This is a genomic window from Streptomyces sp. ATexAB-D23 (genome assembly GCF_000373645.1).
In the GTDB taxonomy this organism is placed as follows: Bacteria; Actinomycetota; Actinomycetes; order Streptomycetales; family Streptomycetaceae; genus Streptomyces; species Streptomyces castrisilvae.
In genome coordinates, this window is the sequence record NZ_KB892040.1 from 1 (window position 1) to 21930 (window position 21930).

Annotated in this window: 16 protein-coding genes and 1 pseudogene; 12 read left to right on the forward strand and 5 right to left on the reverse strand. The window is 72.4% G+C overall.

Annotated elements, in window-relative coordinates; translation table 11 throughout:
* The 3 genes from B082_RS36790 to B082_RS36795 form a co-directional block, all read right to left on the reverse strand.
* Positions 1-663, reverse strand: a 663-nt coding sequence (locus tag B082_RS36790) for a methylmalonyl-CoA mutase family protein (protein ID WP_037711013.1), incomplete at its 3' end; no start/stop codon positions are given.
* A complete protein-coding gene (locus B082_RS0127250) occupies positions 653-2521 on the reverse strand; it encodes a methylmalonyl-CoA mutase family protein (protein WP_018554968.1) in 1869 nt (622 codons plus the stop codon). The genes B082_RS36790 and B082_RS0127250, both read right to left, overlap by 11 nt.
* A 105-nt stretch (positions 2522-2626) precedes the next feature.
* Entirely contained in the window at positions 2627-5251 is a 2625-nt protein-coding gene (locus tag B082_RS36795) for an AfsR/SARP family transcriptional regulator (RefSeq protein ID WP_078622665.1), read from the reverse strand.
* A gap of 212 nt (positions 5252-5463) precedes the next feature.
* Here B082_RS36795 and B082_RS0127260 point away from each other — a divergent pair, with 212 nt between their 5' ends.
* Genes B082_RS0127260 through B082_RS0127295 form a run of 8 tightly spaced genes read left to right on the forward strand, consistent with a single transcriptional unit; the run spans position 5464 to position 16399 of the window.
* Positions 5464-7281 carry a fatty acyl-AMP ligase gene (locus tag B082_RS0127260; protein ID WP_018554970.1) on the forward strand — a complete coding sequence of 606 codons (1818 nt, stop codon included), beginning with the start codon at positions 5464-5466 and terminating at the stop codon, positions 7279-7281.
* The gene (locus tag B082_RS0127265) at positions 7278-9023 is read left to right on the forward strand and encodes an acyl-CoA dehydrogenase (RefSeq protein WP_234018245.1); all 1746 of its coding nucleotides are present in this window, start codon (positions 7278-7280) and stop codon (positions 9021-9023) included. Before B082_RS0127260 ends, B082_RS0127265 begins: the two co-directional genes overlap by 4 nt.
* Positions 9024-9058: 35 nt before the next feature.
* Complete coding sequence (locus tag B082_RS0127270; protein ID WP_018554972.1) at positions 9059-9349, forward strand: acyl carrier protein; 291 nt, start codon at positions 9059-9061, stop codon at positions 9347-9349.
* A complete protein-coding gene (locus tag B082_RS0127275) occupies positions 9346-12348 on the forward strand; it encodes a type I polyketide synthase (RefSeq protein ID WP_018554973.1) in 3003 nt (1000 codons plus the stop codon). Before B082_RS0127270 ends, B082_RS0127275 begins: the two co-directional genes overlap by 4 nt.
* Positions 12345-13391 (forward strand): 3-oxoacyl-ACP synthase III family protein, encoded by a 1047-nt coding sequence (locus B082_RS0127280; RefSeq protein ID WP_018554974.1) that lies wholly within the window; start codon positions 12345-12347, stop codon positions 13389-13391. Before B082_RS0127275 ends, B082_RS0127280 begins: the two co-directional genes overlap by 4 nt.
* A complete protein-coding gene (locus B082_RS0127285; protein WP_018554975.1) occupies positions 13388-15316 on the forward strand; it encodes an HAD-IIIC family phosphatase in 1929 nt (642 codons plus the stop codon). The genes B082_RS0127280 and B082_RS0127285 overlap by 4 nt, the downstream gene beginning before the upstream one ends.
* Positions 15291-15536, forward strand: a complete 246-nt coding sequence (locus tag B082_RS0127290; protein WP_018554976.1) for an acyl carrier protein — start codon at positions 15291-15293, stop codon at positions 15534-15536. Before B082_RS0127285 ends, B082_RS0127290 begins: the two co-directional genes overlap by 26 nt.
* Before the next feature lie 2 nt (positions 15537-15538).
* The gene (locus B082_RS0127295) at positions 15539-16399 is read left to right on the forward strand and encodes a 4'-phosphopantetheinyl transferase family protein (RefSeq protein WP_037711016.1); all 861 of its coding nucleotides are present in this window, start codon (positions 15539-15541) and stop codon (positions 16397-16399) included.
* Here B082_RS0127295 and B082_RS0127300 read toward each other — a convergent pair.
* Both B082_RS0127300 and B082_RS0127305 read right to left on the reverse strand, forming a co-directional pair.
* Positions 16379-17302, reverse strand: coding sequence for an AfsA-related hotdog domain-containing protein (locus tag B082_RS0127300; RefSeq protein WP_018554978.1), 924 nt, complete (start codon positions 17300-17302; stop codon positions 16379-16381). The two genes, B082_RS0127295 and B082_RS0127300, sit on opposite strands and share 21 nt — an antisense overlap.
* Positions 17303-17420: 118 nt before the next feature.
* Positions 17421-18431, reverse strand: coding sequence for a helix-turn-helix domain-containing protein (locus B082_RS0127305; RefSeq protein WP_037711027.1), 1011 nt, complete (start codon positions 18429-18431; stop codon positions 17421-17423).
* A gap of 1210 nt (positions 18432-19641) precedes the next feature.
* On the opposite strand from B082_RS0127305, the gene B082_RS0127310 reads away from it, so the two are divergent.
* From B082_RS0127310 to B082_RS0127325, 4 genes and pseudogenes are all read left to right on the forward strand, one after another.
* Entirely contained in the window at positions 19642-21261 is a 1620-nt protein-coding gene (locus B082_RS0127310) for an acyl-CoA carboxylase subunit beta (RefSeq protein ID WP_018554980.1), read from the forward strand.
* Positions 21258-21512 (forward strand): acyl-CoA carboxylase epsilon subunit, encoded by a 255-nt coding sequence (locus B082_RS0127315; protein WP_018554981.1) that lies wholly within the window; start codon positions 21258-21260, stop codon positions 21510-21512. Before B082_RS0127310 ends, B082_RS0127315 begins: the two co-directional genes overlap by 4 nt.
* A gap of 53 nt (positions 21513-21565) precedes the next feature.
* Positions 21566-21724 (forward strand): annotated as a pseudogene (locus B082_RS38310) (biotin/lipoyl-containing protein); the annotation flags it as partial.
* A 9-nt stretch (positions 21725-21733) separates the two neighbouring features.
* A partial coding sequence (locus tag B082_RS0127325; RefSeq protein WP_026250258.1) for a hypothetical protein occupies positions 21734-21930 on the forward strand: 197 nt, incomplete at its 3' end.

Below are 21930 nucleotides of genomic sequence, written 5' to 3' on the forward strand. Positions count from 1 at the left end.
CTTCGGCGGGTAGATGTAGGTGTTGCGGACCATGAACTCCTTCAGAATGTCGTTCTGAATGGTCCCGGCCAGCTTTTCCGGCGGTACGCCCTGTTCTTCGGCGGCCACGATGTACAGCGCGAGGACGGGGAGCACCGCGCCGTTCATCGTCATCGACACCGACATCCTGTCGAGCGGGATGCCGTCGAAAAGCCGGCGCATGTCGTAGATCGAGTCGATCGCCACCCCGGCCATGCCGACATCGCCCGTCACCCTCGGGTGGTCGCTGTCATAACCCCGGTGCGTGGGCAGGTCGAAGGCGACCGACAGACCCTTCTGCCCGGCCGCGAGGTTGCGCCGGTAGAAGGCGTTGGACTCCTCCGCCGTCGAGAACCCCGCGTACTGCCTGATCGTCCACGGCTGATTGACGTACATCGTCGGATACGGGCCACGCAGATACGGCGCGATCCCCGGGTACGTACTCAGGAAATCGAGCCCCTCCAGGTCATGGCCGGTGTACAGCGGCTTGACGCCGATGCCCTCGGGGGTCTCCCACACCAGGTCGGACGCGGCGGACCCCGTGGTCTCCTTCACCGCCGCCTCCCACAGATCCTCCGAGCCGGCGGAAGCGGGGGAGCCCAGGCCCAGGTCGGAGAAGTCGGGGATGATGTTCCTACTGCTCATGGGTCACGTCCATACGGTCGAGGGCAAGGGCCAGCACGGCGACCGCGTCGCATCCCGCGAAGACGTACGAGTCCACACCGCGATACGTCCCCGGGCGGCCGGCCAGGAACACCAGCGGTGCACGCGCCTCGACGAGCGCTTCGACGACCGCCTCGGCCTGCTCCTCGTACAGCGCGTCGCTGGAACACACGCAGACCGCACCCGCGCCGCTCGCGATGTACGCCTCGGCGACGGTCGACGGGTCGACGGACACCGGCTCGTGGACGGGCTCGATGCCACCCGCCTGGAACAGGTTCGCGGCGAAGGAGACCCGCGCGGTGTGCACCGCCGCCGGGCCGAGCGCGGCGATGAACACGCGCGGTCTGCTCCCGGTCGCCGCCAGATGGGCGTCGCTCCGGGCGCGCAGCGTTTCGTAGTCCTCGTCGCACCGGACGCGGGGCAGGCCGCCGGCCGGAGCCGCGGGTGCGGGCTCACGGATCACCGGCTTCTCGGCCAGGAGGGGGAACTCGCTGACTCCGGTGACCGGTTCGCGCCGCTCGGCCAGGCCCTTCCTGCGCTCGGTCCAGGTGGCGGCGAGGTGTTCTGCGACCAGGCCCGACCGCAGCGCGGCCGCCTGGCCGCCCGCCTTCTCCACGGTCCGGAAGAACGCCCAGGCGGCGTGCGCGAGTTCGTCGGTGAGGCGCTCGACGTAGTACGAGCCGCCCGCCGGGTCGATCACGCGGGCCAGGTGGGACTCCTCCAGCAGGATGGAGGAGGTGTTACGGGCGACGCGCCGGGCGAACGCGTCGGGCAGGCCCAGCGCGTGATCGAACGGCAGCACGGTCACCGCGTCCGCGCCGCCCACTCCTGCGGCCAGACCGGCCACGGTGGTGCGCAGCATGTTCACCCACGGGTCACGCCGGGTCATCATCACCGGCGAGGTCACCGCGTGCTGGAGCTGGGCGCCGGCGTCCGGGGCACCCGATGCCTCGGCGACCCGCGCCCACAGCCGGCGCGCCGCGCGCAGCTTGGCGATCGTCAGGAACTGGTCGGCGGTGGCCGCGTACCGGAACTCCAGCTGGCCCAGGGCCGCTTCCGCGCTCAGACCGTACTCGGTGAGGGCCCGCAGGTAGGCGACCCCGGTGGCCAGGGACAGGCCCAGCTCCTGCGCGGCGCTGCCGCCCGCCTCGTGGTACGGCAGGACGTCCACGGTCAGCGTACGGATCAGGGGATACCCGGAGGCGATGGTCCGGGCCTGCTCGGCGGCGGCGACGATGTCGAGCGGCTCGCCGGTCCGGGCCTCGTGGCCCAGCGGATCGGCGCCGAGGTTCGCGCGGACGGAGGTGGGGGGTGTCCGGCGCTCGGCACACAGGTCCAGGAACGCGCGTGCCGCCTCCGCATGGCCGGCGCCGGCGTCCAGCACCACGGGCGCGAGGTCCAGGTGGACCCCGGCCAGGGCCGGGGCGAGACCTCCGACCGGAATGCCGTCGGCGCCGACGGGGAGCCAGAGCGAGGTGCCTCCGTTCTCCAGATCGGCGAGTACGGCTTCGTTCACGCGTGCGGGGTCGGTGCCCGTGAGGCGCTGGCGCACGTCCCAGCCGCTCTCGGCGTTGCCGGCGGCCCTGCCTCCGCGGATGAAGGGGGCGAAGCCGGGAAGGCCCACGGCGCCCGGTTCGGGCAGGCTGTCGCGCGCGGTGTACAGCGGACGGGCGGTGAGCCCGCCCTGGAGCTGGGTGGACAATGCTTCTTCCGCGCCGTCGCCGGAGACGTCCCTGCCCGATTTGCGCAGTACGCCCTCTACCAGGCGCTGCCACTGCTCATGTGTCGGGTCGGGGAACTCGGCGGCCAGGGAGAGCCCGTCGTCAGGCAGGACCGTCATGGCCGGGATGCTAGGGGGCTCCGCTAAACCGGGGCCGTAGCCGTAGCCGTAGCCGTAGCCGTAGCCGTAGCCGATGACGGACACGGCCCGGCCGGCCCCGCCCGCCTACGCCGCCGGGCGCAGACGCCAGACCCCCGGGCGGACCTCCGAGCAGTCCGGGGCCGGAGCGCGCAGCGCCGCCAGCCGGCGCCGGGCATAGGACTCCAGACGGGCGTCCCCCAGGACCACCGCCGCGGACAGGCACTGGCCGAAGTGCTCCTCGGCGGTGGCCGGGCGCCCGCACTCGACCGCGAGCAACCCCATCACCCGCAGCGCCTCGAACCGGGCGCGAGGGTCCTGCGCGGCCGCGTCCAGAGCGGGGGAGAGGAGGGCCGCGGCGCCGTCTACCGCGCCCGCGTCCAACCGTAGATCGGCCAGGCCCGTCAGGGCGCGGCTCCGTTCGAGCAGGTCGGAGGCGATGTCGGCGGCCAACAGGGCCCGTTCGTACAGTTCGGCGGCGGCCGGCAGTTCGCGGCGCTGCCAGGCCCGGTCGCCCAGCGAGCGCAGCAACCGCGCCTGGGCCGGCAGATCGCCCAGCTGATGGGCGGCGTCCAGGGCCAGCCGGTGGCAGCTCTCCCAGTCGTCCCATGCGGCGAGGGTCTCCAGCAGGCCGGTCAGCGCGTCGGCCAGGCGTACGGTCTGCTCCCACAGCCCGGATCGGGCCGCCTGCCGGACCATCGTGACGAACGCGGGCCGTTGCCGGGCCGGCCACTCCAGGGACTGAGCCCCGTCCACCTGCCCGGAGCTCTCGCGCAGTTCCTTCTCGTACGCGGCGCACAGCCGGGCGGTGGCCGACCGTACCGAGTCCGCCGGCTCGTGCGCGGCGAGCCGGTCCGCCGCCAGCAGCCGCAGGGGTTCGGACAGCCGGTAACACGCCGGGCGGCCGGCGCCCGGCAGCTCCTCCCGGACCAGCCCGGCCGCTACCAGCTCCGCCACCGCGGCTCGTGCGCCGGCCGCGTCCGTGCCCAGGACCGCGGCGGCCGACTCCGTCCCGAAGGGCCCCTCGGGCAGCAGTCCCAGCAGCCGGAACTCCCGCTGCCGCGTGCTGCCGATGTCCTCGTACGCCGTGGCCAGCCGGTCCAGGAACCCGGGCGCGACCGCGTCCAGTTCCGCTAGCCGCCCCGGCGCGCCACGGAACCGGGCAGCCGCGCACGGTTCGGCGCGGGCGGCGGCGCGCAGCGCCAGCGGGAGCTGTCCGCACAGGTCGGCGATCTCCGCGGCCTCCGCCTCGTCCGGCGCGTCGGTCCCTCGGCGGGCGGCCACCAACAGCCGCCGCGCCTCCCTGGGCGCCGGCACGTCGAGGAGGAACACCCGCCCGTCCAGCCCGAGCGGCACCCGCCGGCAGGTGACCAGGAACCTGGCCTCGGGCAGGGCCGCCGCCAAGGGCTCGACCTGGTCCGCACGGTCCACCGAGTCCAGGACCACCAGCATGCGCCGGCCGCCGGTCAGTCCCCGCAGCAGGTCCCGCAGTTCGCGGGCGTCCCCGGGCAGGGCGCCCTCGGCGCCGTACAGCCGGGCGATCCGTGCTGCGGCCGCCGGACCGTCCATACCTTCGCGGCCTTCGTGCGCGTCGGGCCGCATGCGGATGAGAACCCGGCCGCCGGGGAAGCGCTCGCCCGCCCGGTGCGCCGCCTCCGTGGCCAGGGCGGTCTTGCCGACGCCCACCTGGCCGCTGAGGACCACGATCCGGCCACCGGGCGCGGCCAGCAGCGCGCCCAGCGCACCCAGCTCCTCCTCGCGTCCGGTGAACAGCCGGTCGGCCGCGGGCAGCTCCACCACAGACCGGTGCGCGGCCGGGGCCTCGGGGCCCTCCGGCGCCCCCGGCCCCGGCACGGCGCCCGAAACCGAGATCCGGGCACGGTCCGCCCCCGGACCCTCGGCGACGCCGCCGTCCGACGTCGGCCGCAGCAGCTCGGGGTCGCCGCCCAGGATCTGCCGGTGCAGCGTCTGGAGTTCCAGCCCGGGATCGATGCCGAGCTCCTCCACCAGCCCGCGCCGCAGCCGGGAGAAGACCTGGAGGGCGTCCGCCTGCCGTCCCGACCGGTACAGGGCGACCATCAGGTGGGCGAAGAACTCCTCCCGCAGCGGGAACTCCGCCACCACCGACTGCAGCTCGCCGATGAGGGCCTGCTGCCGTCCCAGGTGGAGGTCGGCCCGGATCCGCTGTTCCAGCGCCGCCGTCCGCACCTCCGTCATCCGTACCGCCGTGCCGTCCAGCAGCGGACCGTGCGGGGTGTCCGACAGCAGCGGGCCGCGCCACAGCGCCAGGGCCTGGCGCTGAAGCCGCGCGGCGGCCTCGTACTCGCGCCGCTCCATCCGTTCCTGCCCGCGCTCGTACAGCTCCTGGAAGACGGTGAGGTCCAGCTGTGCGGGGTCCAGCCGCAGTTCGTAGCCGGGCGCCCGGGTCACCAGCGCGTCCCTGCCGTACTCGGCGTCCGCCTCGTCCAGCAGCTTGCGCAGCTGGGACACGTACACCTGCAACGTGGTGGTGGCCGTACGGGGCGGCTCCTCGCCCCACAGCTCGTCGATCAGCGTGTCCACGGAGACGATCTCGTTCGCCCGTACCAGGAGCGCGGCCAGGACCACCCGGATCTTGGCGGCGCGCGGTGTCAGATTTCCGGAGCCCCCGGAGTCCGACCCCGGCCCCCCGGCCCCGCCGACCTCCAGCGGCCCCAGTATTCGAAAACGCATACGCCCTCCCCTGGCTGATTTCGATCGCCAGGCTAGGCACGCCACCCACCCCGGCTCCGGACAGGTGCCCCCCTGAACCGGGCGCCGCAACCCCCGCACACGCATGCTGCAAGCCCCGCTTTAGCCGCGGAACGGACGATGCGGACGCCCAGGTGGGAGCGGACGAGGGGCGTACCGCTGCTGCCCCGAGCGCACCATGAGGGGGCCCTACGTTGACCGAGTACCGAACGTTTACCGAGCTGATCATGGATCGGGCGCGGGCCCTGGGCGAGGCGGACGCGCACATCTTCCTGCGCGACACGGCCGCGGGCCCGGTCGAGGAACGGCTCTCGTACGCGGGCCTCGACGCCGCCGCGCGCAGCCTGGCCGTCCGGCTGCGCTCCCACGGCGCCCAGGGCCAGCCGGTGCTGCTGCTCCACCCGCAGGGCCCCGAATTCCTCAAGGCTTTCGTCGGCTGCCTCTACGCGGGCGCCATCGCCGTGCCCGCCCCGCTCCCCGGCGACCGGGGCGAGCGCCTGCACCGGGTCTCCGGGATCATCAAGGACACCGGCGCGCGGCTCGTCCTCACCGACGCGGCGAGCGCCGCCGAAGTGTCCCTGTGGCTCGCCATGGAGACCCGTGCCGAAGCCGTCGTCCTGGCCTCCGACGTCGTCGGCGTGGCCTCGGCCGCACAGGACTGGGAACCGCCCGCGACCGGTCCCGACGACCTGGCCTTCCTCCAGTACACCTCCGGCTCCACCTCCCGGCCGCGTGGTGTCATGGTCAGCCACCGCAACCTCCTCGCCAACGAGGCGGCCATCGGACGGGCGCTCGGCACCTCACCCGCCGACCGGTTCGGCAGCTGGCTGCCGCACTACCACGACATGGGCCTGATCGCGCACCTGCTGCACCCCCTGTGGCTGGGTTCCGCGTCCGTCCAGATGTCCGCCACCGCCTTTGTCAAACGGCCCGTCAACTGGCTCCGCATGATCTCCGAACACGGGGTGACCATCGGCGGCGGACCGAACTTCTGCTACGACCTGTGCCTGCGGCGGGTCACCGACGCCCAGCTCGCCGGACTCGACCTCTCCGGCTGGCGGCTCGCCCTCAACGGTGCCGAACCGGTCCGCGCCGACACCCTCGACGCCTTCGCCGCCCGGTTCGCCGCCGCGGGCCTGCGCCCCGGAAGCATGTACCCGGCCTACGGTCTCGCCGAAGCCACCCTCGTCGTCTCCGGAACCACCCCGGGCGCCCCGTACCGCCACCGCGCCGTCGACCCGGCCGCCCTCGAACGTGACGAACTGCGCACCCCCGGGCCCGGCGAAGCCTCCCGCACCCTGGTCTCCAGCGGCCCGGTCGACCAGGACTTCGACCTGCGCATCGTGGACCCCGTCAGCGGCAGCCCGCTGCCCGAAGGCCGGGTGGGCGAGATCTGGCTGCGCGGCGACAGCGTCGCCCAGGGCTACTGGCGGCGCCCCTCCGAGACCGCGCACACCTTCCACGCGGTTCTGGCGGGCGGCGACTCCGGATTCCTGCGCACCGGGGACCTGGGCGTCGTCGAGGACGGCGAGCTGTACGTCACCGGGCGGCTGAAGGACGTCATCATCCTCAACGGCCGCAACATCTACCCCCAGGACGTCGAATGGGCCGTCCGCGAGATCGACCCGGCGCTCGGAGCCGGGCACGGCGCGGTCTTCACCGTGGACGCCGACCGCGAACAACTCGTCATCGTGCACGAGGTGCGCGTCCCTCACACCGAGACGGCACGGCTCCAGGACCTGACCTGCCGGATCCAGACCCTGACCGGACGGGACTTCGACGTGCCCGTCGGCAACGTCGTCCTGGTCCGGCCCGGCACCCTGCGCCGCACCACGAGCGGCAAGATCCAGCGAGCCCTGATGCGGAAACTGTTCCTGAGAGGCGACCTCTCCAGCCTCCACGAAGTCCTCGACCCCGCCGTGCGCGCCCTGGTGGACGCCCCCCGTCCGCCGGCCGACGACATCGTCGGCCCCGCGTCGGCGGCCTGCCGGGCCCAGGACCTGCCGTGGTGAGCGCCCTCGCGATCGAACCCCGGCCCCTCACCCCCGGTGCGCCGGTGGGGGACCGGGCCGCCGAGCTGGAGCTCCTGCTGGGAGACCCCACCGACGCCCGCAATCCCACCGGGTACGCGAAGCTGCTGGTCGCCGACCGGCGTGGCACGCTGTCCGCCGACGCGGAAGCCCTCCTCGACGAGTTCGGCCTGAACGCCGAGTACGTGCCGCGCGAACTCGGCGGGCGCTTCGACTCCGCCGAGACCCTGCTGCGCGTGATGCGCCCGGTCTTCCGGCGCGATGCCGCGCTCGGCGCCGGCTACGGCATGAGCACCTTCATGGCCGCGTCGGACGTGTGGATGATCGGCAGCGGGGCCCAGCGCGGCTGGCTCGCCGAGCTGCTGCTGTCCGGCTCCAAAGCGGCCATCGCCCAGCACGAGACCGCCCACACCAACGACTTCGTCCGCAGTCAGGTGACCGCCACACGCACCGCGGCCGGCCTGTCCGTGAGCGGCGCCAAGTCCGTCGTCAACAACTTGCACCGGGCCGACGCCCTCGTGCTGTTCTGCCGGACGGACGACCGCCCCGGCAGCGGCAGCCACTCCGCCCTGCTGCTGGATCCGCGGACCTTGCCGGCCGACCGCTACCGGGTCACCCGCCGCCGTCCCCGTACCGGCATGCGCGGCTGCCACTTCGACTCCGTCGCGTTCGACGACTGCCCGGTATCCGAGCAGACCCTGCTCGGCCCGCTCGGCAGCGGCGTGCCCACCTCCCTGCGGTCCTTCCAGATGAGCCGCACCCTCATGGCCTCCCTGGTCGCCGCCGCCGTGGACACGTGTCTGCGCACGGCCGTCCTCGTCGACCGCACCCAGAAACCCGGGCACGGAGCCCCCGTCGATCCCGAACACACGGCGACCACGCTGGCGAACGCCTTCGTGAACCTGCTGTTCTACGACTGCCTGGCCGTCGTCGCCACCCGCGCCCTGCACCTGCACCCGGCCGAGACCAGCGTCTACTCGGCCGCAGTCAAGGCGCTGCTGCCGCGCGTGCTCAGCGACACGATGTACGACCTGTCCAGCGTCCTCGGCTCGCAGGTCTACACCCGGGGCGGCACCATCGGCGTCTTCCAGAAGCACCTGCGGGACGTGCCCGTGGTCAGCCTGGGACACGCGGGGACCGTCGCCTGCCAGGCCACGATCATTCCTCAGCTCCCGGCACTGGCCGCCCGGTCCTGGTTCCGCGAACCGCCCGCCTCCGACGCCCTGTTCGAGCCGGGAGCCCCTCTGCCCCCGTTCGGCTACGACCACCTGGCGCTGGCCTGCGGCCGCGACAGCCTCAGCGCCTCCCTCGTGGAGACCGCGGGGACGCTGACCGGCCGGAGCCCCGTCGAGCGCGCCCTGCGCGAACTCGCCGGGCAGATGGTCGACGAACTCCGGGACCTGCGCACCCGTGTGCTGGCCCTGCCCCCGCCCGGCGGTGGAGCCCATGTCAGCCCGGTCTGGTTCACGCTCACCGACCGGTACGTCCTGGTGCTCGCCGCCGCGGCCGTCCTCGGCGTGTGGCGGCACAGCGACGCGGGCCGCGACCCCTTCCTCGCCGACCCCGCCTGGGCGGCGCTGGCCCTGCACCACATCGCCCGGCGCCTCGGCGCCCCCGACGTCGAAGTGCCCGCCGAGTGCACGGCCCGGATCCACCAGGAGGTCCTCGCACGCTTCGGCGACCAGCGCAGCTACGACCTGTACAACGTCCCCCTTCCCGGCTGACCGGCCGGCATGGCCCTGCACCGAAGGAGTCCGGTATGACCCTGCCCGCGCCGCCGCGCAGCGCGGCCGCCCCGCTGTACGGGTGGCTGACCGACCGGCTCGCCGTCTACCTGGACCGGGAGCCCGAAAGCATCGACCCCACCGTCCCGCTCGCCGTGTACGGCATGGACTCGGTATGCGCACTGAGCCTCTGCGGCGACGTGGAGGACGAGTTCGGCATCCCGGTCGACCCGTCCATGGCCTGGGACCATTCCACGGTGGCCGCACTGGCCCGGCACCTGGCCTCGCGCGGAGTCCGGGTACCGGCCGGCGGAACGCGCCCGTGACGGGCGCCGGCGCGGTGGCCGTCGTCGGGATGGACTGCGTCTTCCCCGGCGCGGTCGGTGCCGAGAGCTTCTGGGAACTGCTCGTCCGCGGCGGCGACAGCATCGGCGAGCTGCCCGCCGGGCGGCGCGAGGGGACCGGCTTCGACGCCTCCGTGCGCGGAGGGTTCATCGAGGACATCGCCACCTTCGACAACGACTTCTTCACCGTCTCACCCCGCGAGGCCGCTGCCATGGACCCGCAGCACCGGCTGCTCCTCCAGTGCGCGTGGCGGGCGCTGGAGGACTCCGGCCAGTCCCCGGCCGCCCTCGCCGGCAGCGACACGGGGGTCTTCGTCGGGGCGATGGGCAGCGAGTGGGCCCAGCTCCACATGGCCGACCACTCCCGGGTCACCCCCCAGCTCGGCGCCGGCACCAGTTCCTGCATGGCCGCCAACCGGATCTCGTACCACCTCGACCTCAAGGGACCCAGCCTCGCCGTCGACACCGCCTGCTCCTCCTCCCTCGTCGCCGTGCATCTGGCAGTCAACTCCCTGCTGGCGGGGGAGTGCGGCACCGCGCTCGCCGGAGGCGTCAACCTCGTGCTTACCCCGGCCATCGGCCGCGTCTACACGCAGATGGGCCTTGCCGCCCCCGACGGCCGCTGCAAGCCGTTCAGCGCCGACGCGGACGGCATCGGGCGCAGCGAAGGAGCGGGCATCGTCGTGCTGCGAAGGCTGGAGGACGCCCTCGCCGACGGGCAGCGTGTGTACGCCGTCGTCCGAGGCTCCGCGGTCAACCAGGACGGCCGCAGCAACGGGGTCACCGCCCCCAACCGGTGGTCGCAGCGCGAGGTCGTCGCCGCCGCCTACCGGCGCGCCGGAGTCACGCCCGACCGTATCCGCTTCATCGAGGCCCACGGCACCGGCACCGCGCTCGGCGACATCATCGAGTGCGCCGCCCTCGGCGAACTCCACGCCGTGCAGCGCCCCGAGCCCTGCGCCATCGGCTCCGTCAAGGGCAACCTGGGGCACACGGAGGGCGCCGCCGGCATCGCAGGCCTCATCAAAGTCGCACTCGCCCTGCACCACCGCCTGGTCCCCGCCAGCCGCCACGCCGTCCGCGAGAACCCCCAGCTCCGGCTCGCCGAACGCGGCCTGAGCCTGCTCAAAGCTCCGCTGCGGCTCCCGGCCGGAGAAGTCCTCGCCGGAGTCAGCAGCTTCGGGATGGGCGGCACCAACGCCCACGCCGTCCTCGCCGCAGCCCCGCGGGTGCGCCGCGCACCCGCGCGCCGTACCCGCACCGCCGCCCCCGTCGGCGTGTTCACCGTCTCCGGGAACACCCCCGAGGCGCTGCGCCGCAACCTCGCCTGCCAGGCCGAGGCCGTCGCCCGGCGTCCGCGTGGCGATGCCGCTGCCCTGTGCTGGACCAGCAACCAGGTCAAGACGGGCCTGGGCTACCGGGCCGCGATCACCGCCCGCGACACCACGGAACTGGCGGCCGCCCTGAGAGCGGCCGCCGACGACGCCCAGCTACGGGCCGGCATCGCCGACCGGGCCTGGCATCCCCCGGCCATCGGCTTCCTCTTCAGCGGCCAGGGTGTCCAGGAACCGGGCATGACCGCCGGTCTCTACCGCGACAGCGCCGCCTACCGCCGCCACCTCGATGAGGCCGACGCCGCACTCACCCCCCACCTGGGCGGTTCGGTCCGCGACCTGATCCTCGACGAGGACCCGGCCGTCCATCGCACCGGCTGGGCCCAGCCCGCCCTGTTCGCCGTCGGCTACGCGCTGTGGCGCACCCTGGGCGACCTCGGTGTCCACGCCGACGCCGTGCTCGGCCACAGCGTCGGCGAGTTCGCCGCGGCCGTCGCCGCCGGGGCACTCACCCTGGAGGACGCCGTCCGGCTGGTTGCCGTACGAGCACGGCTGATGGAGGAACTCCCCGAAGGCGGCGGCATGCTCTCCGTGCGCGCGGAAGCGGCCGAGGCGCGGGAGGTGCTGAGGGCCCTCCCGCACGCCACCCGGCGGGCGGTGGCCGTGGCCGCCGTCAACGGGCCCGGCAACACGGTCCTGTCCGGTGCTCTGGAAGCACTCGACACCGTCGCCGCCGAACTGCGCGCGTCCGGTGTCCACAGCAGCCGGCTGCGCGTCTCGCACGCCTTCCACTCGCCGCTGACCGAACCGGCCCTGGACCGGTTCGCCGAGTCCGCGGCCGGGGTCGCCTGCACCGCCCCCCGCATCCCCTTCGCTTCCACCCGCTACGGGCGCATGCTCGGTGACGAGCCGCTGGACGCGGCGTACTGGCGCGAGCAGGCCCGGGAACCGGTGCTGTTCGAGGCGGCCCTGGACGCCCTGATGGCCGACCTGATGCCCGGGGTGCTGATCGAGATCGGCCCCGCCCCCCAACTCGTCCAGCTCGCCGGCCGGACCGGACTGCCCGGGGGAGTACGGCTGCTGCATCCTTCGCCCGGCATCCGCGCGGGCGGCGCCGACCTCGCCGAGACCGTCGCCGCCCTCTACCGCTGCGGACTCGACCCGCACTGGCAGGAGCTGTACGAGCCCGCCCACCGCGCCCTGGAGCGGCTGGCACCGTACGCGTTCTCCACCGAGAACCGGTACTGGCAGGCTCCGGTGCCCCGCACCGCCACCACGACCGCGGCCCCCGCCCCCGCTGCCCCCGGCGGGGCCGGGGCCGCATCCCCCGCCGACGCCGGAACCGGAGTCCTCGCCGGTCCGGCCGCCCCCGCGCCGGGCCGGTCCGAGGACCCGGTGCTCGGAGCCGTGATCGCCGCCGTTGTCGAGGTCGGCGGGTACGACCCGGCCCAGGTCGGCCGCGAGACCCGGTTCTACGCCGACCTCGGCTTCGACTCCGTGATGATCATGCAGCTCAAGGACCGCGTCGAATCGAGACTGCCGCAGACCGGCAGCGTCACCGTCCAGCAAATCCTCCCCGCACTGCGGACGGTGGGCTCACTCGCCGCGTTCCTCGGCGAGTGGATCAGCGTAGGAGCCACCTCATGAACCTCCCCACGGGCATGCCCGCACCCGCCTTCCACATCGCCGGCACCGCCGCCGCCCTGCCCGGAGAGGCCGTCACCAACGCCGGCCTCGGCAAGGTCTTCGGGATCAGCGAGGAGTGGATCGACCTCTTCGTAGGCACCCGCACCCGCCACTTCGGCTGGGACCTGGCCACCGGCGAGGTCCTGCACTCCCTCACCGACCTGTGCGCCGAGGCCGCCGGCAGGGCGCTGGACGCGTCCGGATTCGCCGCCTCCGAACTCGACTTCCTGGTCCTCACCACCACCACCCCCGACACCCTGCTCCCGACCACCGCCACACAGGTCGCGGACCGGCTCGGGCTCAACTACCTGCCCGTGTACCAGATCCAGGCGGGCTGTGCGGGTGCCGTCCAAGCCCTCGACCTCGGCCGCGCACTGCTCGCCTCCGGCCACCGGGCCGGGCTCGTCGTCGGCGGGGACGTCACCGCCCGCTTCCTCGACCCCGCGCGCGGCGCCTCCACCCTGCCCACCCAGGAGCTCGTCAACTACGTGCTGTTCGGCGACGGCGCGGGCGCGGCCGTCGTCAGCGCGGACCCCGAGGGCGAGGCCATCGGCGTGCGGGCGCTGCTCAACTGCTTCACCGGACAGGGCCGCGCCCCGGGCCAGACCATCGACTGGGAGGGGCCCGCCCGCCGGGATCCGGACCGCCGCATGCTTCACGAGGACTACAAGGCCATCGAGGAGGGCGTGCCCACCATGGCAGGCGAGATCCTCTGGCAGCTGCTGGAGACCACCGGCTGGAGCCCGGACGAGATCGACTTCCTGCTGCCGCCACAGCTCTCCGGCCGGATGACCCGGCGCATCGTCGAGGATCTGGCGCTGCCCGGCCCCCGGGAGATCTCCTGCGTCGCCGACACCGGCAACACCGGAAACGCCCTGCCGTTCGTTCAGCTCGACCGCCTCGTGCCGGAGCTCCGCCCCGGAGACCGGGCCCTGGCCCTCGTCGTCGAGTCCAGCAAGTGGATCAAGGCAGGTCTCGCCCTGGAGAAGGAGGACACAAGGTGACCACCCCGCTGGAGGAACTCCGCGCACTGCGCACCACCGGGAGACTCGCCGCGTGCTATCCGCGGGTCCGCTCCCTGCTCGCCGAGATCACCGACGACCCCTCCCGGACCGAGGCCGACCTGCTGTCCGAACTGCGCCGCTGCGGCCGCGTCCTGGCCTCCCTGCGCACCGAAGACGTCCTCGCCGGCCACCCGGCGACACCCGTGGCCACCGTTGCCGTCACCGGCCACTCCACCCTGGCCCAGCTCACCGACCCGCTGACCGCCGAGCTGGCCCGGCACGGCCTGCTGGCCAACCAGGTCCACGGCACCCACGGTGCCTACCTGCGCGATCTCACCGACCCCGGCGGGGAACTGCGCACCGCCCGCCCCGACCTCACTCTGTGCGTCCTGGACGCCGACGCGGTCCTCGGCCGGCTCCCGCTGCCCTGGGGCCCCGACGACGTCGAGACCGCCTGCGCGGAACTCGCCGCCCACCTCACCCTCGTCGCCGAGGCGCACACCGCCCACGGCACCGGCACCCTGGTCCTCAACACCCTGCCGCTGCCCCGCCACTGCGCCCAGCAGCTCGTGGACCAATGCGGGCGCGCCCGGCTGGGCGCGGTGTGGCGCGAATTCAACGCCCGCCTGCTACGCCTGACCGAAAGCCACCCCGCCGTCGTGGTCCTCGACCTCGACCCGGTCATCGCGTCCACCGGCCCGGCCGACGACCCGCGTCTCGCCCTCTACACCCGCTCGCCCTTCAGCGACGAGCTGTTCTCCGCCTACGCCCGCGACGCGGCCCACGTGCTGCGCTCCCGGTCCGGCCTGGCCAAGAAGTGTCTCGTCCTCGACCTCGACAACACCCTGTGGGGCGGGGTCCTCGGCGAGGACGGGCCCGACGGCATCGCGCCGGGCGGCAGCCTGATCGGCGAGCCGTACGCGGCCGTCCAGCGGGTGGCGAAACAGCTCGCGGCCCAGGGGGTCCTGCTCGCCGTCAGCAGCAAGAACGACCCCGGCCCGGTCCACGACGTGCTCGCCGGCCACCCCGACATGACCCTGCGCCCCGCGGACTTCGTCGCCGTCCACGCCGGCTGGGAGCCCAAGGACGGCAGCCTCCACGCCATCGCCCGGAGTCTGGGCATCTCCGCCGACGCCCTCGTCTTCCTCGACGACTCGCCTGCGGAGCGGGCCCTGATCCGCCGCCATCTGCCGGGCACCGCCGTCGTCCCGCTCGGCGCCGAACCGGCCCTGCACCCGCACGCCCTGCTGCGCGACGGTTGGTTCGACACGCCGCGGATCACCGACGACGACACCCGTCGCACCGTCCGCTATCAGGAGGCCGCCGCACGCGAGGAGTTCCGCGCGAACACCGGCTCCTACGCGGACTACCTGGCGGAGCTGCGTACCGAGGTCACCCTCTCCGAACCCGGGCCGCACGAGATCCGCCGGCTCTCCCAGCTGTCGCTGCGCACCAACCAGTTCAACCTCACCGGCGAACGGGTCCAGGCCGACCGCGTCACCGCCTTGCACCGCACCGAAGGCCACCAGGTGCTCGCCGTCCGCGTCAGCGACCGCTTCGGCGACAGCGGGCTGGTCGGCGCGCTCTTCATCCGCCGCGAGGCAGACACCCTGGCCGTGGACAACGTGTTCCTCAGCTGCCGGGCATTGGCCCGAGGCATCGAGGACGCCTGCCTGGCCGCCGTACTGGCCCATGCCCATGGCCGGCACCTGACCGCCGTGCGGGCCCGCTACCGCCCGACCCGCAGCAACGCGAGGGTGCGCGGCTTCTACCCGTCCCTCGGCTTCACACAGGAGGAGGGAACGGGCGGGGACGGCATCTGGTTCCGGCACACGCTGGACTCCCTGCCACCCGTACCGGGTCATCTGACCCTCGACGCCCGACTCGGAGGGACGGTCCATGGACACCACCTGCAACATCACTGACCTGCCCCAGTTCCTCACCCACGTCTGCGAGGAACTCGGCCTCGACCTGACCCCGCAGGAAGCCGCCGCGGACTTCGACACCCTGCTGGACTGGGACTCGGTACACCTGCTGCGCCTGGTCATGCTCGCCGAGCGGGCCACCGGCCGGCCCGTCCCGGTCGCCCGGGTGCTCCAGGCCCGCAACCTCGCCGAGGTCCACCGCCTGGTGGTCGCCCCGTGACCATGGCCATCGGGGACCCCCTCGCCGTGACCGTGGCGGGTACCAACTGGACCGCGGTGCGCACCGAACTGGCGGCACACGGCACCGCGCTGGTGTACGGCCGCCTCGACGACTGGCGCCCCGCCGACCCGGGCGGGGCCGCGCTGCGCGCCACCCTCGGCCGGGACTGGGCCCGCTACCGGGACATCACGCACGAGGAGATACGCGACCAGTTCGCCGCCTCCCGCCTGTTGCTCAAACACGCCGCGGCCGCCGCGCTGCACGCCGAGCCACAGGACCTGGAACTGATGTACGGGCCCACCGGCCGGCCGTACCTGCGCGGCTGCGACCAGATCGACATCAGCCTCAGCCACACCGACGACCTGCTGCTGGTCGGCCTGACCACGCGCGGCCTGGTCGGTGTGGACGCCGAGCGGTCCGACCGGCGCATCTACAGCCGCGGGCTCGACCGGCACATCTGCACCCCGCACGAGCGGCTGCTCGTCTCCGAGCTGCCGGAGGAGGAGCGCAACCCGAGCCTGCTGCGGCTGTGGACACTCAAGGAGGCGTACAGCAAGGCCATCGGGCAGGGGATGCGGTTCAGGTTCACCGAGTTCGGCTTCGGCCCCGACGGCCGGCCCGCCCAGGTGCAACGCCCGGACGGGACACCGGGAGCGGGCGACGAATGGTCCTTCCGGACGTGCCTTCTCGTCAGCGACGGCCTGGAGTTCTGCGTCAGCGCCGCCGTCTACGACGCCGGGCTCGGCCGGACCGCGGACGCCCAGATCACCACCATGCTCGACACCGACGCGGTGGCGGCGCTCACCGAGGCGCTGGAAGGGGAGTGGTCGCATGACTACTGGTCACAGGTCCTCGACCACTGAGGTGGTCGTCTCCAGGACAGCCCTGTCGGCCTGGATCAGGCTGAGCGAGACCGTCGCCAGCCGCCGCCCCCTCCCGTCCTTGCCGAGCGGCTCCCACACCGCCGCACAGCGCAGCGGCAGGTCCGGTTCCGCGTAGCCCCGGAAGTGCGCCCGCAGCGAGGCCAGCGTGATCCGCCCGGCTGCCAGACCGTGCGCCCGCACGGCGGCGTACAGCGACACCTGCCGCACGGCCTCCAGCAGGACCCGCGCCGGGATCTCCCCGTCGACGGGCGGGGGCAGCACCACGTCGACGGCGAGCCGTCCGTCGGCCGTACCGGGGTTGCGCAGCAGCACGTCGCGGGGATCCTCGTACCCGATGTCGACCGGGTCGACAGGAGAACCCGCCGGGGCGGCCGCGCCGCCCCCGCCGGCCGTGCCGCAGGCGGCCGACAGCGCCGCGCGACTGTGGCGGCGGTGGTTGGTGTGCACGCCGGGCGCCAGGAAGACCAGGCTGGCGTCCCCGGAACCACAGGGACTGCCGTCGATCCGGATCGCCATGCGGAACTCCAGAACCCGCGGTACGCCGTCCACGACCTTGTCCGGGCGTACGCTCAGCCGGACGTCGAGCCGTCCGTCCGGCACACGGCTGCGCAGGGCCGCGACATCGTCCGCCCACAACCCGAAGCGGTAGAAGACCGCCACGCGGTCGGGCTTCACGGCGAAATGGCAGCGCCCGATGAACTCAGCGGCCTCCTGGACCGCACCGACCACGTCCAGCAGCTCATGGAAGCGCCGCCCCTGTGACTTCCCGGCCGGGAAGTCACAGACGAGGACGAACTCCTCCTCGGTGTCAGGTACGGCCGGTACCGGATGCTGCCACGACCTCGGCCGATGGATCAGATGACGGACTGCGGGACTCCGCACACGCCACACCCCCTCAGAACCGGACCGGATACGGTCTCGGCCCGATTCAGGGTGCCCCGATGGCGGGCTCCGGAACCAGCCATCCGTGATGGCAGCAAGTGGCCGGGCACGTAATGCCTTACGTCACGCCGTTGGGGTCGTCGAGCATCCCGCTCGCAGCAGCGCTCACGCCCGCCTGGAACCGGCTGGTGGACTCCAGTTCCTCCATGATCTGGGAGATGTAGCGTCGGCAGGTCCGTACCGACATGCCCAGTCGCCGCGCCACCACCTCGTCCTTGTGCCCCTGGGCCATCAGCCTGACGATCGATCGTTTCAGGTCATCGGTCACGGCCGTGGGCTCCTCGGCCCCAGGGGAGAAGGACGTGGCGGCCGTCCACAGATGCTCGTACACCTTGTAGAGGAAGGCCACGAGCGCCGGCTCGCGCACCACGACCGCACCGGGGGCGCGGCCGTCGACGTTCTGCTCGGGGAGGAAGACGATCTCCCGGTCGTAGATGACGATTCGGTCGATCAGCTCGTCCGTCGTACGGACCTCGGCGCCGGCGGCTGTCACGGCCCGCACATACGCGGTGGTCGCCAGATCGCTGCGCACGGTGTGCTGGTAGAGGTGGCGCACCGTCACCCCGCGCGCCAGGCGCGTCAGTGTGAGCGGCCGCGCGTTGTCGAGGAAGTGACTGGGTCTGGGGCCGCCGGGCTGTGCGGTGAGCACCTCCGTCCGGCACCGGGCGCCCCAGTCGTTGAGCATCGACTGCAGGACGCCGATGTCGCTGATGATGTCGAAGGCTTCCGCCTGGTTGCGACGCTGGCGGCTCTCGAAGTACGTGGGTTCCAGAGCCCGCATCCGTGTGCGTACGTCGGTTACGGCCTGCTGAAGCTCACGGATCTGCGTCTCGGTGGGGCCGACGAGATCGGCGGCGGCAGCGTCGGGGCTGACCGGGACGAAGGTGCCCTGCTCGCCGGGCGTGGGGTGGAGCAGGCTCAGGGTCTGCAGCTTCTTCTCGATCTGGGCGGCCTCTTCGAGGCTGACCCCGAGGGCCTCGGCCACTCCCTGCCGCGTGTACCGGCCATGAGTGACGGCGTGCTGATAAGCAATGGCGCAGTCGTCGTCGAAGGCATCGGAGTGCGGCAAGTAAAGCGGTTCCCCGGCCATCCCTTTGGTCACTCCCCCGTACGCCCTTGGAACTAGTTGCCAGGCCACTTTACGTCATCGAGTTTCGCTTGGAAGTGACTTGAGCCGTTGGCAGTGTGTACCTCGCACCGCACGGATGTCTACAGGGGGTAACGATGAACAGGACAGCGGCGAAGCGCATATTCTCGGGATTGCTGGTTACGTTCGGAATTTGGGGAAGTCTTGGAATGGGCTTGGCGGAAGCATTGACTCCGGATCTTCGGGCAGGGGTTGATGTCTCCGGTTCGCCCCTTGCCGATGACGTGCGGCTCCATGTTCTCGACGACCAGTGGGGTGTTACCCACCCCTGACCCGGACCTCGGGCCGGAGTCACGCGTCCGCTCCCCGACCGGCCGACATGGCCGGTTGCGGGAGCTTTGCCGTTCCTGGGGCAATCCGTGACCGATGAGGACCTGCCCCGCGCCGCTCCGCCCGACGGCGTGCGCCACTTCCACACGTGAATGCGCGCGCCCAGTTTCTCGAATGCTCGACGCATATGTCGTGCGCACGCGCACCCCCGGGCAACAAGCCGTTCATTTGGCGGCCATCCTTTTGATTGTGTCAGCTTTTCCGTGCTCTCGGTATTGTCCGGATTTCCGTCCGGGTTGCGGGGTGCTACGGAATTCGCGAATTCGGATGCTCCGCGGCCGAGGCGCCGTCTCCGGTCGCGCGCGAGCCCCGGGCCGTCAGGAGGAGGACGGGCGTCGCGTGCTCGACCACCTCCACCGCTTCGGGGCAGGCCGCCCGGCTCGGTTCGGACGTCAGCGCGCGGAACGTGTGCTCGGTCCCGCAGGACTACCACGTATATCAGTGCGACTCGGGGCGGCTCGGCTTTCACCGCGTCGCAGTTCCGAAGAATCGCGGGCCCGTCGCTCAGCGCTATTTTGAGGGCACCCAGTGCGAGGGGAAAGCGGGATCAGCGTCCGGTTTCCCGTCCCGTGCGGGCAGTGGAGAAACTGATCACCGTGCCCTCTTCATAAGGTCATCAACGGATGCGTGCGGAAACCACACATGTACCCGCACCGGGTGCGGGTGCCGCAGCGGCTGTCCACGCCCCAGCCGCCAGGACGCTCCGCCGTCCCGCACGCAAGCCCGGCTTTAGGGGGGCCACCGAACCTCTGTGGCGCGCCAGCCGGCCCACTGGCACACCCGCGTCGAAAGGTGACCTTGAATGAGCATCGTCGAGGACAGGCCCGTCCGCCCCGCGGAGCGCCCGCTGACGCCCCAGCCCGTTTTGAACACCACCCTGCGCGAACGCACGGCCGAACTGAACGCCCTCCAGGAGCAGGTGCTCCGCGGCCCGAGCGACCGCGCTACCGAGGCCCAGCACGCCAAAGGCAAGCTGACGGCCCGTGAACGCGTCGCCCTCCTCTTCGACGAGGGCACGTTCGTCGAGGTCGAGGGCCTGCGCCGCCACCGGGCCACCGGCTTCGGCCTGGAGGACAAGAAGCCGCACAGCGACGGCGTCGTCATCGGCTGGGGCACCGTCCACGGCCGGACCGTCTTCACGTACGCCCATGACTTCCGGATATTCGGCGGCGCCCTCGGCGAGGCCCACGCGGAGAAGATCCACAAGGTCATGGACCTCGCCGAGGCCGCCGGCGCCCCCGTTGTCGGCCTGTGCGACGGCGCCGGCGCCCGCATCCAGGAAGGCGTCTCGGCCCTGGCCGGCTACGGCGGCATCTTCCAGCGCAATGTCCGCAACTCCGGCGTCATCCCGCAGATCTCGGTGATGCTCGGGCCCTGCGCGGGCGGCGCGGCGTACTCCCCGGCGCTCACGGACTTCGTCTTCATGGTCCGCGGCACCTCGCAGATGTTCATCACCGGTCCCGATGTCGTCCGGTCGGTGACCGGCGAGGAGATCTCCCAGAACGGCCTCGGCGGTGCCGACGTGCACGCCGCGGTCTCGGGAGTGGCCGCCTTCGCCTACGACACCGAGGAGAGCTGCCTGGAGGACGTCCGCCACCTCCTGTCGATGCTCCCCTCGAACAATCGCGAGCTGCCGCCGGTCGCCCCGGCCGACGACCCCGTCGACCGCCGGTGCGAACGCCTGCTGGACCTCGTCCCCTCCCAGCCCAACCAGTCCTACGACATGCGCCGCGTGATCGAGGAGATCGTCGATCACGGTGACTTCTTCGAGGTCCACGCGCAGTGGGCGCAGAATGTCGTCTGCGGCCTCGCCCGGTTCGACGGCCGGGTCACCGGCATCGTCGCGAACCAGCCCGCCGTCCTCGCCGGCGTGCTCGACATCGAGTCCAGCGAGAAAGCCGCCCGCTTCGTCCAGTTCTGCGATGCGTTCAGCATCCCGCTGGTCACACTGGTCGACGTACCCGGATTCCTTCCGGGCGTGGACCAGGAACACGGCGGAGTGATCCGGCACGGAGCCAAGCTGCTCTACGCGTACTGCAACGCCACCGTCCCACGGATCTCGCTCGTCCTGCGCAAGGCGTACGGCGGCGCCTACATCGTCATGGACTCCCGCTCCATCGGCGCTGACGTCGCACTGGCCTGGCCCAGCAACGAGATCGCCGTCATGGGTGCCGAGGGCGCGGCCAACGTCATCTTCCGCCGCGAGATAGCCGCCGCCGACGACCCCGCGGCGATGCGCACACAGAAGATCAAGGAGTACACGACCGAACTCATGCACCCCTACTACGCTGCCGAACGCGGCCTCGTCGACGATGTGATCGACCCCGCCGACACCCGCAGCCGGCTGATCGGCGCACTCGCCATGCTGCGGACGAAGCACGTGCCGCTCCCGGGCCGCAAGCACGGAAACCTCCCGCTGTGACGGCCGGGGAGCCCCGGGCCGGGGTGGAACTCTCGCTGGCCTCGCTGCGGATCACCGGAGGCAACCCGAGCGCCGAGGACGTTGCCGCGCTGGCCGCGGTACTCGCCGCCCGCTTCGCACCCGGCGGGGAAGCCGGGCCCGGTGCCGCCGACGGCGTGCGGGGCGACGAGTCGCGCGGACCCGGGCGGGGCCGCGTCCGCTGGGAGCAGCCCGCGGGCTTCTACCGTGCCCCCGGAGCGTGGGTGTCGTGACGACCGGCGGCATCCGCAAGGTGCTCATCGCCCACCGTGGCGAAAGTGCTGCCCAGGAGGTCAAGGAGGGCGCCCCGATCGTCGCCCTGGAGACCATGAAGATGAAGCAGCCGCCGAACGCGCACCGCCCCGGCACGATCGTCGGCCTCACGGCCACAGTCGGCGCCTCAGTCACCTCAGGCACCACCATCTGCGAGATCAAGGAGTCGTGAGAACCCCTCATGTCCGTTGTCAACGACATCGCGCCCGTGGATCTGCGGCTCGGGCCGAAAGAGGTCAGGTCGGTCGACCGGGTGGTCATCCGTTTCGCGGGTGACTCGGGTGACGGTATGCAGCTCACGGGTGACCGGTTCACCTCCGAGACGGCGTCCTTCGGGAACGACCTCTCGACGCTGCCGAATTTTCCCGCCGAGATCCG

Coding starts and splice junctions, on each gene's coding strand:
- B082_RS0127250 (WP_018554968.1), bottom strand. CDS start 2,521: ATGACGGTCCTGCCTGACGACGGGCTCTCCCTGGCCGCCGAGTTCCCC.
- B082_RS36795 (WP_078622665.1), bottom strand. CDS start 5,251: ATGCGTTTTCGAATACTGGGGCCGCTGGAGGTCGGCGGGGCCGGGGGG.
- B082_RS0127270 (WP_018554972.1), top strand. CDS start 9,059: ATGACCCTGCCCGCGCCGCCGCGCAGCGCGGCCGCCCCGCTGTACGGG.
- B082_RS0127280 (WP_018554974.1), top strand. CDS start 12,345: ATGAACCTCCCCACGGGCATGCCCGCACCCGCCTTCCACATCGCCGGC.
- B082_RS0127290 (WP_018554976.1), top strand. CDS start 15,291: ATGGACACCACCTGCAACATCACTGACCTGCCCCAGTTCCTCACCCAC.
- B082_RS0127295 (WP_037711016.1), top strand. CDS start 15,539: ATGGCCATCGGGGACCCCCTCGCCGTGACCGTGGCGGGTACCAACTGG.
- B082_RS0127310 (WP_018554980.1), top strand. CDS start 19,642: ATGAGCATCGTCGAGGACAGGCCCGTCCGCCCCGCGGAGCGCCCGCTG.